Genomic DNA, 13,531 nt, shown 5'->3' with positions numbered 1-13,531 from the left:
TAGATCACATTAACGTAAAAGAGTAATACCAGATCTGGCAGAATATTCACTAAATTACTATCAAAAATTATTAATATGGAGTTTATGTGTTCGTAAATGAATCAATTTGAGTGTGATTTGACCTTTGTTGTTTATTAGTTATCGAAAAAATGACAGATGAAAAGCGTGATAGTATAGATATGAATTACTAATATATATATTAAATCTTTATTATATATTGGCTATTTTCCTAATTTTGAAATTGAAGCCGTGATTCTTTATGAAGGCTCTTGGAGAAAGAACCTTCATATTAAGAAACTACAGGAATGAGTTTTGAGAGAAATTATGTTGAGTGCAATGCTGTTTCAAATATGGTGTTGTTTAACTTAAACAACTGCTTCCATACTTTTATCCATCACAGGATGAAAATCACGTTTAAAGTAGAGCAATCCATGACCTTCTTGACGCACAATAATTTGCTTTATCTCGATTAGATATACATAGTGAGTTCCGATTTCCTGTATTTTCTCAATACTCCCTTCCAAATTGGCGAGTGTTTCTTTTAGCAGGGGTTGCCCCAGCATACCGGTTTGCCAAATGTCCCAATTAAAGCGTTCTTCCATACTCATTTTGGTCATGCCTGCGAAGTGACGCGCTATCAACTCCTGTTTATGATTCAGGATATTGACACACATATGCCTATTTTCCTGAAGTGCAGAATTCACGACGCTATTGCGATTAATACATACCATCAGAGTTGGAGGTGTATCAGTTACAGAGCATACCGCTGTCGCAGTTATTCCCCGGCGCCCGGCGGGACCATCAGTGGTGATGATATTCACCGCAGCGGAAAGGCTTGCCATCGCATCCCTGAAACGCAGACGATGTTCATTTTCTATAGACATAATAGGCCTCCTGCTACCGATTTATTTCAGTAGCTTATCCAGCAGGTTAATATCACAATTATTGTGTAAATGGGGTTTGGTCCAACCATTCAAATCATAATCAGAGAGGCAGCGATCTACCAATTCCATCATTTTATTCATGTTGCCGGAACCATAGGCATGACGCAGACATTGCAGGCGAATTTCATCCTGGCTACCAGCATAATTGATTTCATATAATTCATGACGACCGCCGAATTCACTGCCAATGGCATCCCACATTAATTTCAAAATTTTAATTCGTTCTACATGATCAATTCCATTCGAGCCACGAACATATTTTTCAAGATACTTATTGATTTCAGGATTATTTATATCACGTACGCTGGATGGTAAATAAATCAAACCACTGGTGACATTGCTTTCAATAATATTCTTGATTTTGGTATAGGCCATTGGTGCCATTACGCGATAAGTTTGAATTGCCTGGGTATCTGGCAGATAAGCACCATTTTCCCATGGTTTCGCTTCTGCCCACATAGCATCCGTCAGTGACCAGAACAGATTGCGCCATGCGACGACTTCACCCAAATCGGCCTGAACACCACGAAAATCCACCACACCTGTGCATTCAAGGCTCTTTTGCAAAAGTGCAGTGATGAAATCCAGTTTCACAGCAAAACGCACACAGGCCTGAATGGGAAACAGGCTGGCAAACCCACTTTGTACCGCCCAATTACGGGCACGATCAAAATCGCGATAAATTAACACGTTTTCCCACGGAATTAATACCTTATCCATGACTAAAATCGCGTCATTTTCATCAAACCGGCTGGAGAGAGGATAATCAAACGGCGTACCTGTTGCGCCAGCCATTAATTCATAAGAGGCACGAGAGATTAATTTCACACCATCGACATCCATTGGTGCAACAAACATCAGGGCAAAATCAGGGTTATCCCCGATAACCTGCGCAGAACCAAAACCGATAAAATTATAGTGGGTCAGTGCAGAATTGGTTGCGACAACTTTAGCACCACTGACAATAATTCCGGCATCCGTTTCTTTTTCTATCTGGATAAAAACATCTTTGACCTGATCCGCGGGTTTATGGCGATCAATCGGCGGGTTAACAATCGCATGGTTAAAATAGATGCAACTTTCCTGAATGCGTTTATACCAGAGGCGGGCGTTATCAGCGAATGGCCCATAATATTCAGGGTAAGCACCTAATGAACAGCAAAATGCGGCTTTATAATCGGGTGAGCGTCCCATCCAGCCGTAATTCAGACGTGACCATTCCGCAATGGCATCGCGCTGTTGACGGATATCATCAGAGCTGGTGGCAAAACGGAAAAATTTGTGTGTATAGCCTCCAGTTCCGGTATCGGTATTCCAACACAGAGCATCATGGGTTTCGGGGGAGTGCAGGGCATCATATAACTGTCCAATAGAGGCAGCCGCATTACGGAAAGCCGGATGTGTTGTTACATCCTTAACACGTTCCCCGTAAATATAAATTTCACGGCTATCCTGAAGGGAATTCAGATATTCTTCGCTAGTAAACGGACGTTTATGATCGGCACGAAAATCTTCAAGTCTCATGGCTACCTCATTATTGTCACAATCCCCTTATTTGACCTTGTTATTTATATGGGGAATAAATGTTAATTTTATGTTTGATTTATCTTGACTAATTGAAGCGGTTAAAGATCTTTTATTGAAGAGACTTTAGGAGGATTTGTGGGTACTTTTCGTTGGAAATTGATAGATTATGGTGTAAATGTGATCGTCTTAGTGTTTTGAAGATAAAGAATCTGTAACGTTATAATTTTTGTACTGAATAGGCTTTATCAATCTTTTTCCCTCCAGGCACTCGGTGAACATCCCACCAATCGATTAAAAAACCGGGCAAAGTAAGCCGGGTCTTTAAATCCGAGTTGATAGGCTATTTCAAATACCGGGCTATCACTGAACAGCAGCAATCGTTTTGCTTCCCGCAATTGCCGATCAAAGATCAACCGCTTAGGCGGGCGATTGGCAAATCGGCGACACATATCTTTCAGACGTGATTCTGTAATCCCCAGTTTTTCCGCATATTCCGGCACGGCAATATGCTCATGATAATGATGATCCACCAACTGGTTAAAGCGCTGAAACAGTTTTAATTCTCCTCTAACACCACTAGGGCGATGATCATCAAGGGGAATACTGCGCAGCAGAAAGGTAAACAGAGATTGAGCCAGAAATGCCAACGATTGTTCTCGCCCAGCAAATTGATTGGCAGATTCACGCCCTATCAGTGCCCAATAATGGTTGAATGTTTCCAATTCATCGTATTTATCTGCGACAGAAAGACAGATAGCTGGAATATCCACCACCTCCCGATGAGTGGGATAAAGCGAACTGAGCAACGGGGTGATCAATTCCTGACGGACGGTCAGTACATAACCGTCGGTGTCTTCCTGAGTAAAAAAGGCATGGGGGACGGAAGGTGGAGTCAGGATAAACAGCGGAGCCTGTACAGAATAACGTTGTTCGTCCAATTGCAGTTCAATCCGTCCTGTCACCAGATAATGCAGTTGGAAAAAACTATCATGACGATGCGCCTGCATATCACGACCAAAAAATGCAGCCATGCGACCAAAAGTTTGATAGTGAACATCATCCGATCCCTGAGTTTCATCATAATCTTTGCTGATATCGATATTGGTAATGATAGGCTTGGTCATATTGGATGCAGACATCAGTTTTTTCCTTCCGTACCCAGCTGTTGTTTAATTTATTGTGTGCTTCGTTATTTATGGTGTTGTTCGTGGCTTTGAGTGTTCCATTGGGATCAATAAAACCATCAAGGCTCCAATGAGTAGCAAGCCTGCGACAAAATACAGCCCTGAGTTGAAACTGCCAGTTTGATCTTTCAGCCAGCCGATCAAGAGGGGACTGACAGCAGACCCTACATTTCCCGTGGCATTGATCACGGCGATCCCGACTGCACGGGCGCGTAAGCTGATTGATTGATCCGGTGTTGTCCAGAAGACCGCCATAGCCGTGAACGATCCGGTGGAAGCCATGATAATCCCCAGTAGCTGCACCATGCTGTTATCAGTCGATGACGTTAAAATCCAGCCCGCCGCGGCGAACAGATAAGGCAGTGCGGTGTGTATTTTGCGTTCTTGCAGGCGATCTGAGCGCCGGCTCCAGTAAATCATGCCCAAGATTGTGCAAAATTGTGGAATCGCTGTCAGAATGCCGATGACTACATGGCTGCTGCTTTGATTGAAACTCTGCATGATTTGCGGTGTCCAGATATTAATGGCGCTCAGCGTATTGGTCAGACAGAAGTAAGCAAAGGTATACATCAGGATAATCGGAGTAAAAATCTCACGCCATAAGCTTATGTTTTCTTTCTGGGGATCTTGCGGAGGATGTTCATTGGATTTTTCTGGCGAAAGCTTATCGTCCTCTATCATCTCTTGAAGGCATTGTTTATCTTCACGGGTGAGCCATTTGGCTTTTTCCGGTGAATCATCCAGATAAAACCAGACAACAACACCAAGCAAAACAGAAGGAAAACCTTCCAGCAAAAATAACCACTGCCAGCCACGCAGATTCCAGATGCCGTCCATTTCCAGAATATAGCCGGAAATCAGTGAGCCAAATGCCATTGTTACAGGCATGGCTATCATAAACAGCGCATTGGCTCGGGCGCGATAGTAGGTGGGAAACCAATAAGTCAGATAGACTAAAATACCCGGTAAAAAACCCGCTTCTGCAATGCCTACCAGCATACGCAGGATGTACAGGCTGGTCGGGCCGGTGGCAAACATCGTCGCAGTAGAGGCAATTCCCCATAACACCATAATAGTGGCAATCCAGCGGCGAGCGCCCACAATACTGAGCATCACATTACTGGGAATGCCGAAAATGACATAAGTGGCGTAAAAAAACGTGGCTGCCAGCCCGAACATGGTGGAAGTTAATCCCAAATCTTTTCCCATCGTCAAACCCGCAAAGCCGATATTGATGCGATCCAGAAAAGAAAATACAAACAGAACAAAGAGAAAAAGGATTAAACGTCGGAATAATTTATTGATGACGTTTTGTTGTTGAGCAGTGAGCTTGTTATGTTGACCGGAAGGATGATCCGCTTGGCGTGTGGCGCGAGGTGAAATGCTCATTGTCGTTTCCTTTCTTATTGTTCTTAAAGAATTATTATCAGGAACTTCAACTGCAATGGCAGATGCTGCTATCAACATCTGCCTGTATGGCTTATTGTTAGTGTCGGGTGTTTAATAAACGTTCGATGATGATATGGTTTGTTTATCCTGAATGTTGTTAAACTGTGCTGCCAGAGCGTTAGCCGCACCTGTCAGCAAAGTTGTATCAACACCTACGGCGACGAAAAGAGCACCTAGCTCAAGATAATGTTTAGCTGCATCGACATGAGTCATCAAAATACCAGCCGCCTTACCTGAGGCTTTGATTTGCATAATGGCTTGTTCAATCGCGGTTTTGACTTCAGGATGTTGCGGGTTGTTGATGTGTCCCATATCTGCGCTGAGATCTGCCGGGCCGATAAATATACCATCGATACCTTCGACAGCGGCTATTTCCGGTATATTTCTCAACGCCTCACACGTTTCTACCTGCACCAACACGCACATTTCATCATTTGCACGGGAGAGATAATCAGGAATACGGTTCCAGCGTGAAGCACGCGCCAGTGCACTGCCAACACCTCGAATACCCGCAGGTGGATAGCGAGTAGCCTGAACCGCTTGGCGCGCTTGCCCGGCATTCTGGATCATCGGAATCAATAGCGTCTGAGCACCGATATCCAATAGTTGCTTGATGATCACCAGATCATTCCACGGTGGACGAACAACAGGCTGGCTGGAATAAGGGGCAATACTCTGTAATTGCGAAAGAATGGTAGAAATATTGTTGGGGGCATGTTCACCATCAATCAGCAACCAATCGAATCCCGTTCCTGCCAGAATTTCTGCGCTATATCCACTGCATAAGCCAAGCCACAATCCAATTTGTGGATGCCCTGTTTTTAGGGCTTGTTTAAACCTATTTGTTAGCTGATCCATGATTTCACCTCTGGAGATCTTAAAACAGGAAACGTTAAACAAAATGACAGCTAATTGAGCCTAACACACCATAATCCACATGAAAGGTATCGCCTTTACGGGCTGGAATAGGCCGGGTAAAGGAGCCAGAAAGAATGATCTGGCCCGCTTCAAGTTGCACACCATGTGGAGCCAGTTTATTGGCAAGCCATGCCACACCATTGGCGGGGTGATTGAGAACTGCCGCTGCCACACCGGATTCTTCAATCACACCATTGCGATAGAGCAGGGCACTGACCCAGCGCAGATCCAGCTCATCCGGCCTGATCGGACGCCCTCCCATGATGACACCGCCATTGGCGGCATTGTCAGAAATCGTATCGAACACCTTACGCGGGCGCTGAGTTACGGGATCGATGTTGTGACAGCGGGCATCAATCAGCTCCAGTGCCGGAATAACGTAATCTGTCGCGTTATAAACATCAAATAACGTACAGTTTGGGCCGCTCAACGGTTTGGCCAGCACAAATGCCAGTTCAACCTCAATGCGTGGCACAATAAAACGTTCGCAGGGAATGTCACCGCCGTCTTGAAAAAACATATCATCCAGCAAAGCACCGTAATCCGGTTCATCAATTTGTGAACTGGCTTGCATGGCCCTGGAAGTCAGGCCAATTTTATGTCCTTTGAGAGTCCGGCCTTCCATGATTTTCAAATCCACCCATTCGCGTTGAATGGCGTAAGCATCCTCAATCGTCATTTCTGGATAGTCCAGTGAGATTTGACGGATCTGTTCACGATCTTTCTCTGCCTGATGTAAACGGCGTGCAATCTGTGATACGACTTCTTGCTGTAGCATAGCGTATTAAGCTCCTTTAGTTTCTAATCCTCCAAAACAGAGGTATTTCACTTCCAGATAATCTTCGATACCGTAACGTGAACCTTCACGACCCAATCCCGATTGTTTGATGCCGCCAAATGGTGCAATTTCGTTAGAAATCAGACCTTCATTGATGCCAACCATACCGCTTTCCAGTGCTTCCGCCACGCGGTAAATCCGTCCAATATCGCGGGAATAAAAATAAGCCGCTAAACCAAATTCCGTATTGTTGGCTATACGAACAGCTTCGTCTTCATTACGGAATTTGAACAGGGGTGCCAGTGGGCCGAACGTTTCTTCGTGAGCGACCTGCATGGATTCAGTAACATCTGCCAGTACCGTTGGTTCAAAGAACAGTCCACCCAGTGCATGGGATTTACCACCAGCCAGAATGCGTGCACCATTGGAAACAGCATCGCTGATATGCGCCTGTACTTTTTCTACTGCCGCCTGATTAATCAGTGGCCCTTGTTGTGATGTTTTGTCAGTAGCCGGCCCGACATTAAGTTGTTTTACTGCGTGTGCCAGACGTTCTGCGAAAGCATCGTAAATGCCTTCTTGTACCAAAATACGGTTGGCACAGACGCAGGTTTGCCCGCTGTTACGGAATTTTGCTGCCAATGCACCCTCTACAGCGGCATCAAGGTCTGCATCATCAAAGACGATAAATGGCGCATTGCCTCCCAATTCGAGAGAGAGTTTTTTCACCGTGTCGGCGCTTTGTGCCATCAGTAATTTGCCGACACGGGTGGAACCCGTAAATGAGAGTTTGCGCACGATAGGGCTTGAGGTCAGAACTTCGCCAATGGTTTTGGCGTCCGTTCCTGTCACAATATTCAAAACCCCTGCCGGAATACCTGCCCGCTCTGACAAAACTGCCAGTGCAAGGGCAGAGAGAGGCGTTTCAGCCGCAGGTTTCAGTACCACAGTGCAGCCAGCAGCCAGTGCCGGGCCAACTTTACGGGTGATCATCGCATTGGGAAAGTTCCACGGTGTAATCGCAGCAACAACACCAATCGGTTGTTTGATAGTGGCAAGACGATGCCCCGGCATCGGAGAGGGGATCGTTTCACCGTAAATACGCTTACCTTCTTCAGCAAACCATTCGATAAAACTGGCACCGTAAGCAATTTCACCCATTGCTTCGGCATGGGATTTACCTTGCTCCATGCTCAGTATTTCAGCCAAGTCAGTTTGGCTTTCCATTATCAGATGGAACCATTGCCTGAGTTTTTGGCTGCGCTGCTTTGCAGTCAGTGCCTGCCATGCAGGGAGCGCATTCTTGGCAGCTTCAATAGCAGATTGTGTCTCTGTGGCACCCATATCACTGATATTGACAAGCACTTCCCCAGTGGCAGGATTGGTGACTTTAAATGTCGCTTTATTGTCTGCATCAATCCACTGACCGTTGATATAAGCCTGTTGGCGCAGCAATGATGTATCCAGGTGACCTGTCATGATTTCCTCTTTAACTTAACAAAAGGTGAACTTAGTGTGCTTAATTATGTCATCTATACCCAATGGATTTCGAGTTGCAGCGCGACGGGGATATCGTCGTTACTCTTTTGTTTTAAACAGGTGATGAACGTTATTGGATTTATAATTCAGCACAGGATCGAGTTCTTCCATCGTGAAAGAGAGACCAAGATAACGTTGTGCCACCAGGTCGGCAAAATGGGTTTTGATTAAGGCAAACAGCCTCTCCCCGACTTTTTGCCGCTCTTCAAGGCTGCGCCCTGAGCCAATTTTCAATGTCATGTGAACAAATGCGTAATCTTGTTTACCATCCGCCATTTGCCACGTATCTAACCAAATAGCACGGCTACGAATGCCACCCAGCGGGAAAATTCCCGTATCTGCCAGCATTTGGTTCACCTTGGCAAACAATTCCGGCAAATTGGCAGCTTCACGGATATTCTCTGTACATTCAGCGTAAAAATGTGGCACGGTTTTCTCCTGCCAGATATGTAGTTAATAAATAGAAAATGTATTAACAGCAAATTCTATTGGTCGTTTAGTTCGGCAATGGAAAAACTGCATTAACTTGCCCTGTTCCTGAACTGGCAAACAGTTCCGTCAAGAATTCCACTTTGCCGTCATAACTATCCCAGCCGAGCAGACCAAGCAGCATCACCGTATCGTGCATATTGCCTTCACCGCGGCAATATTGCGCATATTCCGGCAACATCTTACAGAATTCTTTGAACTTACCTTCTTTCCAAAGCTGCACGACCCGGCGATCCATTTGTTCATCAAATTCACGGGTGTAACTGTTCATGCCTGTTTCGGCGCGTTGATCCTCAATGAAACTGTGTGACATTGAGCCGCTTGCCAGTACGGCAACGGTGCCATCGTATTTCTCAATCGCCCGTAAAATGGCTTGCCCCAACTTGCGGCTGTCCTCAAACGCATGGACAGTACAAAAGGCAGAAATTGAAATCACCTTAAAATGGCGGTCGCTGTTCATATAGCGCATCGGCACCAGAGTGCCATATTCCAGTGTCAGGCTCGGGATCTCATGTGACTGCGCTCTGACACCCATCTGGCGCGCTTCTTCCGCAATCATCCGGCCCAGCTCAGGATTGCCGTCATATTCGTAGGTCATATCACGGATGAAATGGGGCAGTTCATTACTGGTATAGATACCGGAAAAATGGTCAGAACAGTTAATATGATAGGCGCTATTCACCAGCCAGTGGGTATCAAATACAATCATGGTATCCACGCCCATTTCACGGCAACGGCGGCTGATTTCTTTGTGCCCGTCAATGGCTCCTTGCCGGCAACCGTGATGCTTGCCCGGTAATTCGGACAGGTACATCGAAGGCACGTGTGTAATCTTTGCTGCTAACGCTAACTTTCCCATAAATCCTCACTCGATATCAGGCTGGTATCTGTGGTCAACGCTGAAATTTATGATTTATTTGCCGCTCAAACGCCCCAACGGGGAATTGAATGTTCTCCCATTGAAATACAGACATTTTTCACTTCAGCAAATACGTCGAAACTGTATTCCCCGCCTTCACGTCCTACACCGGAGGCTTTTATGCCGCCGAATGGCTGACGCAGGTCGCGGACATTCTGAGAATTGACGAACACCATGCCCGCTTCAATGCTACGAGCCAGACGCAGCACTTTGCTGACATCTTGTGTCCAGATATAAGATGCCAGACCGTACTCCACATCATTGGCCATGCGCAGCCCATCCTCTTCGCTTTCAAACGGCAGCAAGCAGGCAACAGGGCCGAAAATCTCTTCCTGTGCGATACGCATACGGTTATCGACATCAGCTAAAACAGTTGGACGCAGGAAATGGCCATTTTTCAGATGATCGGGGAGATCACTGGGTTTATCAGGGCCACCTGCCAGCAGAGTTGCACCTTCTTCGACTCCTAAGCGAATATAGCCGGAGACTTTTTCCCAGTGTTGCTGGCTGATCAGGCTGCCAACCTGAGTATTCGGATCCAGGGGATCGCCGACCCGCAGGCGATTGGCCCGTTCAGCAAAGCGTTTGACGAATTCGGGATAGATGCTTTCCTGAATGAAAATACGCGAGCCTGCCGTACAACGCTCGCCATTGAGGGAGAAAACGGTGAACAGGGCGGCATCCAGTGCACGTTCAATATCTGCATCTTCAAAAATCAGAACAGGCGATTTTCCACCCAGCTCCATGGAATATTTTTTCAGCCCGGCATTCTGCATAATCAGCCGTCCGGTTGCTGTTCCGCCAGTAAAAGAAATAGCGCGCACATCATGGTGTTTCACCAGCGCATCGCCGGCGGTGTTACCGTAACCCTGTACCACGTTCAGTACACCAGCCGGAATACCGGCTTCAAGTGCAAGCTCTCCCAGCCGATTGGCCGTGAGTGGGGAAAGTTCGGACATTTTCAAAACCGCCGTATTTCCTAAAGCCAGACAAGGTGCGACTTTCCATGTGGCCGTCATGAAAGGCACATTCCACGGCGAAATTAACGCACAAACACCGACAGGCTGAATCAGCGTATAATTGAGCATTTTGTCATCAACCGGATAGGTGCGCCCATTCATCTGTTGGCAAGTTTCAGCGAAGAAATTGAAATTCTGCGAAGCCCGTGGGATCAATACATTCTGTGTCTGGTGGATGGGCAGACCCGTATCTTTAGTTTCCGTCGCAGAAATATCGGGAACATTCTGGTCAATTAATTCACCCAAACGGCGCATCAGACGGGCGCGCTCATTCATGGGTGTATTTGCCCACTTTGGAAAGGCATCTTTGGCGGCGGTAACGGCCAGGTCGATCTCTTCTTGTCCTCCCGAAGCCACTTCAGCCAGTACTTCACCTGTTGCCGGATTCGTAGTTTCGAAATAGGTTTTACTGCCCATGCTTTTACCGTTGATCCAATGATTAATCGTACTCATGATAAACGTTCCTCATAATCTTGCTGGCTGACAATGTGATTCACCAGACATCCCACGCCTTCGACTTCTACGATGACTTCATCACCTGGCACAACATCGGACAATCCTTTTGGCGTACCCGTGGCGATCATGTCTCCTGGCTGTAATGTCATAAAATCACTGAGATAGGCGATCAGGAAGGGAATATCGAAAATCAAATCGGCGGTTGTACCCTGTTGACGTAATTCACCATTTACCCACGTTCTCAGGGCCAGATTATGAGGATCGGCGATTTGGTCTTTATCGACGATCCACGGGCCAATAGGTGTCAGAGTATCGCGGCTTTTTACACGCAGATTGGGGCGATAGTAATTCTCCAGATAATCGCGGATGGCGTAATCATTGCAAACGGTATAGCCGGCAACATAATCCATCGCATTTCCTTTGGCGACTTTATGAGCAGTCTTGCCGATAACGACAACTAATTCTGCTTCATAATGCATATATTCCACATGGTCGGGACGGACGGAAACCTGACGGTGCCCGGTTAAGCTGTTGGCAGCTTTGATAAATACCAGAGGTTCCTCCGGCGGTTTAAACTCCAGCTCTGTTGCGTGGTCGGCATAATTTAGCCCCAATGCAAACAGCGTCCCGTTAGCGGGAGGAAGCCATAAAACATCTTCACCGCTTATCCTGCTTCCATCAGGTAAAAGAACATTTTCCTGCTCGTCAACGGTGACATTCAGATCCTGCCCCTGATAATGAATTTTTGCGTGTTTCATTCCTGACCTCCAGCCAATGCGACGGTATTTTCTAAGCCAGGGAAGCCTTCGGCCTTGACTGTAATTTTGTCAGCAGGCTGGAGGGTTACACGCTGGTGAGGAGTGCCCAGCAGAATAATATCTCCGGTTTTTAATGTGGCAAATTCGCTCAACGCCGCCAATAATTCTGATGCTGAACGCACCAAATCTTTGGTTGACCAGCGATCAACTTCCTGACCATTGATTTCTGTCACGATATCGAGTGATTCCACTGTACTTGATTTAATCATTTGACCTATTGGACAAAAACCATCACGACACTTTGCCTTAATGGCCGGACGATAAAATGAGGTTTCTGGTAAGCTGATTTCATTTGCCAATGCGTAACCTGCAATGTGCTGATTGGCATCCTGTACAGAAATGTTGCGTGAGGTCTGCCCAATGAACAAAGCCAGAGTTGCGCCGCTTTGTACGGTTTCCCCGATGGGATGAGGGATCACATCACCAAATCCGATCACTGTATTGCGGGGTTTGATAAACCAAATTGGAGTTTTTGGTGGTGTTTTATAAGGAGCTTTGTGAAACTCCCCCCGCCAGAAATCTATCTGGCTACGATGATTGAGGGCAACGGCAAAAACAGTACCTATCATTGACAACTCCTTTAAATCTGGACGATGCTTAATAGAGATATTATTAATATATTAATAAACTATATATTCCGAATCTTCAATATGTTAATCTGATTGTTAATTTTAATTGTGATCTATATAACAGCACCTGTTTGCACTTGTTTTTAACACATAAGATCAGACTGTTATATTTTAATAATGGTCATTTGAGATTAATTTTAACTTTATGTTAACTTTTTTTTGCCGAGATAATTTTATTTATTTGTTAACATTGAAGTCTTTTCCCTTTGTGGATAAATATGGGCGTGTTAGTCTTTTTGATGTTTATATTATCTATAATAAATAGCGTGCGCGTTAAACTTATAGAGAATGACTAACAATTAACTAAAGAGTCCCCCTTACTTATGCATGAATCCCTGACTATTGCATTACTTCAAGCGCGGGAAACCGCAATGGGTTTTTTTCGCCCTATTTTGAAGAGCTATAATTTAACTGAGCAGCAATGGCGTATTATTCGCGTACTTGCGAATAGCCGTTCGATTGATTTTCATGATTTGGCTTGTCTTACTTGTATCTTGCGCCCAAGCCTGACGGGTATTTTGACACGCATGGAACGTGATGGTCTTATTTTTCGCCTGAAACCGATGAACGACCAGCGTAAGCTATATGTTTCTTTGACCCCGGAAGGCCAGGAGCTTTACGAACAGGCAAAAGGAGAGATTGAAGAGGGTTATCAGGCGATTGAGGCAGCTTTTTCTCCAGAAAGAATGGCTCAATTCTTGGAATTACTGGATGAATTTATTGCTATTGGAAACCATTCTCAAGAAGATATGAGTGAAGAAGACGAGTAGTTAATTCAAGGTTTTATTAATATATTAACCAGCTAATTAATCGATAGTGGTATAAAGACCGCCGTAATGAATTGCATATGGTCATTATGCAG

The 13,531-nt window shown here is 45.5% G+C and carries 13 protein-coding genes; 1 reads left to right on the top strand and 12 read right to left on the bottom strand.

The window, feature by feature from the left end:
* Positions 1-365 precede the first annotated feature (365 nt).
* The 12 genes from hpaC to BM329_RS06570 all read right to left on the bottom strand — a co-directional run bounded on the left by hpaC (position 366) and on the right by BM329_RS06570 (position 12,609).
* Entirely contained in the window at positions 366-884 is a 519-nt protein-coding gene (gene hpaC / locus BM329_RS06625) for a 4-hydroxyphenylacetate 3-monooxygenase, reductase component (RefSeq protein ID WP_092550643.1), read from the bottom strand.
* A 21-nt stretch (positions 885-905) separates the two neighbouring features.
* Positions 906-2,468, bottom strand: a complete 1,563-nt coding sequence (hpaB, locus tag BM329_RS06620; protein ID WP_092550640.1) for a 4-hydroxyphenylacetate 3-monooxygenase, oxygenase component — start codon at positions 2,466-2,468, stop codon at positions 906-908.
* Between the two features lie 248 nt (positions 2,469-2,716).
* Positions 2,717-3,610, bottom strand: a complete 894-nt coding sequence (gene hpaA / locus BM329_RS06615) for a 4-hydroxyphenylacetate catabolism regulatory protein HpaA (RefSeq protein WP_092550637.1) — start codon at positions 3,608-3,610, stop codon at positions 2,717-2,719.
* 54 nt (positions 3,611-3,664) lie between these two features.
* A complete protein-coding gene (gene hpaX, locus BM329_RS06610; protein ID WP_092550634.1) occupies positions 3,665-5,044 on the bottom strand; it encodes a 4-hydroxyphenylacetate permease in 1,380 nt (459 codons plus the stop codon).
* A gap of 111 nt (positions 5,045-5,155) precedes the next feature.
* Positions 5,156-5,962 (bottom strand): 4-hydroxy-2-oxoheptanedioate aldolase, encoded by an 807-nt coding sequence (gene hpaI, locus BM329_RS06605; protein WP_092550631.1) that lies wholly within the window; start codon positions 5,960-5,962, stop codon positions 5,156-5,158.
* 34 nt (positions 5,963-5,996) lie between these two features.
* Positions 5,997-6,800 (bottom strand): 2-oxo-hept-4-ene-1,7-dioate hydratase, encoded by an 804-nt coding sequence (gene hpaH / locus BM329_RS06600; RefSeq protein ID WP_092550628.1) that lies wholly within the window; start codon positions 6,798-6,800, stop codon positions 5,997-5,999.
* 6 nt (positions 6,801-6,806) lie between these two features.
* Positions 6,807-8,279: an NAD-dependent succinate-semialdehyde dehydrogenase gene (locus BM329_RS06595; RefSeq protein ID WP_092550625.1), complete on the bottom strand. Its 1,473-nt coding sequence runs from the start codon at positions 8,277-8,279 to the stop codon at positions 6,807-6,809.
* Positions 8,280-8,378: 99 nt separating this feature from the next.
* A complete protein-coding gene (locus BM329_RS06590) occupies positions 8,379-8,768 on the bottom strand; it encodes a 5-carboxymethyl-2-hydroxymuconate Delta-isomerase (RefSeq protein ID WP_092550622.1) in 390 nt (129 codons plus the stop codon).
* A 67-nt stretch (positions 8,769-8,835) separates the two neighbouring features.
* Positions 8,836-9,687: a 3,4-dihydroxyphenylacetate 2,3-dioxygenase gene (gene hpaD / locus BM329_RS06585; RefSeq protein ID WP_092550619.1), complete on the bottom strand. Its 852-nt coding sequence runs from the start codon at positions 9,685-9,687 to the stop codon at positions 8,836-8,838.
* A gap of 65 nt (positions 9,688-9,752) precedes the next feature.
* The gene (gene hpaE, locus BM329_RS06580; protein WP_092550616.1) at positions 9,753-11,219 is read right to left on the bottom strand and encodes a 5-carboxymethyl-2-hydroxymuconate semialdehyde dehydrogenase; all 1,467 of its coding nucleotides are present in this window, start codon (positions 11,217-11,219) and stop codon (positions 9,753-9,755) included.
* Positions 11,216-11,980 (bottom strand): fumarylacetoacetate hydrolase family protein, encoded by a 765-nt coding sequence (locus BM329_RS06575; protein ID WP_092550613.1) that lies wholly within the window; start codon positions 11,978-11,980, stop codon positions 11,216-11,218. Before BM329_RS06575 ends, hpaE begins: the two co-directional genes overlap by 4 nt.
* A complete protein-coding gene (locus tag BM329_RS06570) occupies positions 11,977-12,609 on the bottom strand; it encodes a fumarylacetoacetate hydrolase family protein (protein WP_092550610.1) in 633 nt (210 codons plus the stop codon). Before BM329_RS06570 ends, BM329_RS06575 begins: the two co-directional genes overlap by 4 nt.
* Before the next feature lie 383 nt (positions 12,610-12,992).
* Here BM329_RS06570 and hpaR point away from each other — a divergent pair, with 383 nt between their 5' ends.
* Positions 12,993-13,439 (top strand): homoprotocatechuate degradation operon regulator HpaR, encoded by a 447-nt coding sequence (gene hpaR / locus BM329_RS06565; RefSeq protein ID WP_092550607.1) that lies wholly within the window; start codon positions 12,993-12,995, stop codon positions 13,437-13,439.
* The last annotated feature ends 92 nt before the right edge of the window (positions 13,440-13,531 follow it).

The sequence above is a fragment of the Xenorhabdus koppenhoeferi genome (genome assembly GCF_900116635.1).
GTDB lineage: Bacteria > Pseudomonadota > Gammaproteobacteria > Enterobacterales > Enterobacteriaceae > Xenorhabdus > Xenorhabdus koppenhoeferi.
The sequence above is the reverse complement of the archived record's forward strand: the minus strand, read 5'-3'. Positions and strand labels throughout refer to the sequence as shown.

Coding starts and splice junctions, on each gene's coding strand:
- hpaC (WP_092550643.1), bottom strand. CDS start 884: ATGTCTATAGAAAATGAACATCGTCTGCGTTTCAGGGATGCGATGGCA.
- hpaB (WP_092550640.1), bottom strand. CDS start 2,468: ATGAGACTTGAAGATTTTCGTGCCGATCATAAACGTCCGTTTACTAGC.
- hpaA (WP_092550637.1), bottom strand. CDS start 3,610: ATGTCTGCATCCAATATGACCAAGCCTATCATTACCAATATCGATATC.
- hpaX (WP_092550634.1), bottom strand. CDS start 5,044: ATGAGCATTTCACCTCGCGCCACACGCCAAGCGGATCATCCTTCCGGT.
- hpaI (WP_092550631.1), bottom strand. CDS start 5,962: ATGGATCAGCTAACAAATAGGTTTAAACAAGCCCTAAAAACAGGGCAT.
- hpaH (WP_092550628.1), bottom strand. CDS start 6,800: ATGCTACAGCAAGAAGTCGTATCACAGATTGCACGCCGTTTACATCAG.
- BM329_RS06595 (WP_092550625.1), bottom strand. CDS start 8,279: ATGACAGGTCACCTGGATACATCATTGCTGCGCCAACAGGCTTATATC.
- hpaD (WP_092550619.1), bottom strand. CDS start 9,687: ATGGGAAAGTTAGCGTTAGCAGCAAAGATTACACACGTGCCTTCGATG.
- hpaE (WP_092550616.1), bottom strand. CDS start 11,219: ATGAGTACGATTAATCATTGGATCAACGGTAAAAGCATGGGCAGTAAA.
- BM329_RS06575 (WP_092550613.1), bottom strand. CDS start 11,980: ATGAAACACGCAAAAATTCATTATCAGGGGCAGGATCTGAATGTCACC.
- BM329_RS06570 (WP_092550610.1), bottom strand. CDS start 12,609: ATGATAGGTACTGTTTTTGCCGTTGCCCTCAATCATCGTAGCCAGATA.
- hpaR (WP_092550607.1), top strand. CDS start 12,993: ATGCATGAATCCCTGACTATTGCATTACTTCAAGCGCGGGAAACCGCA.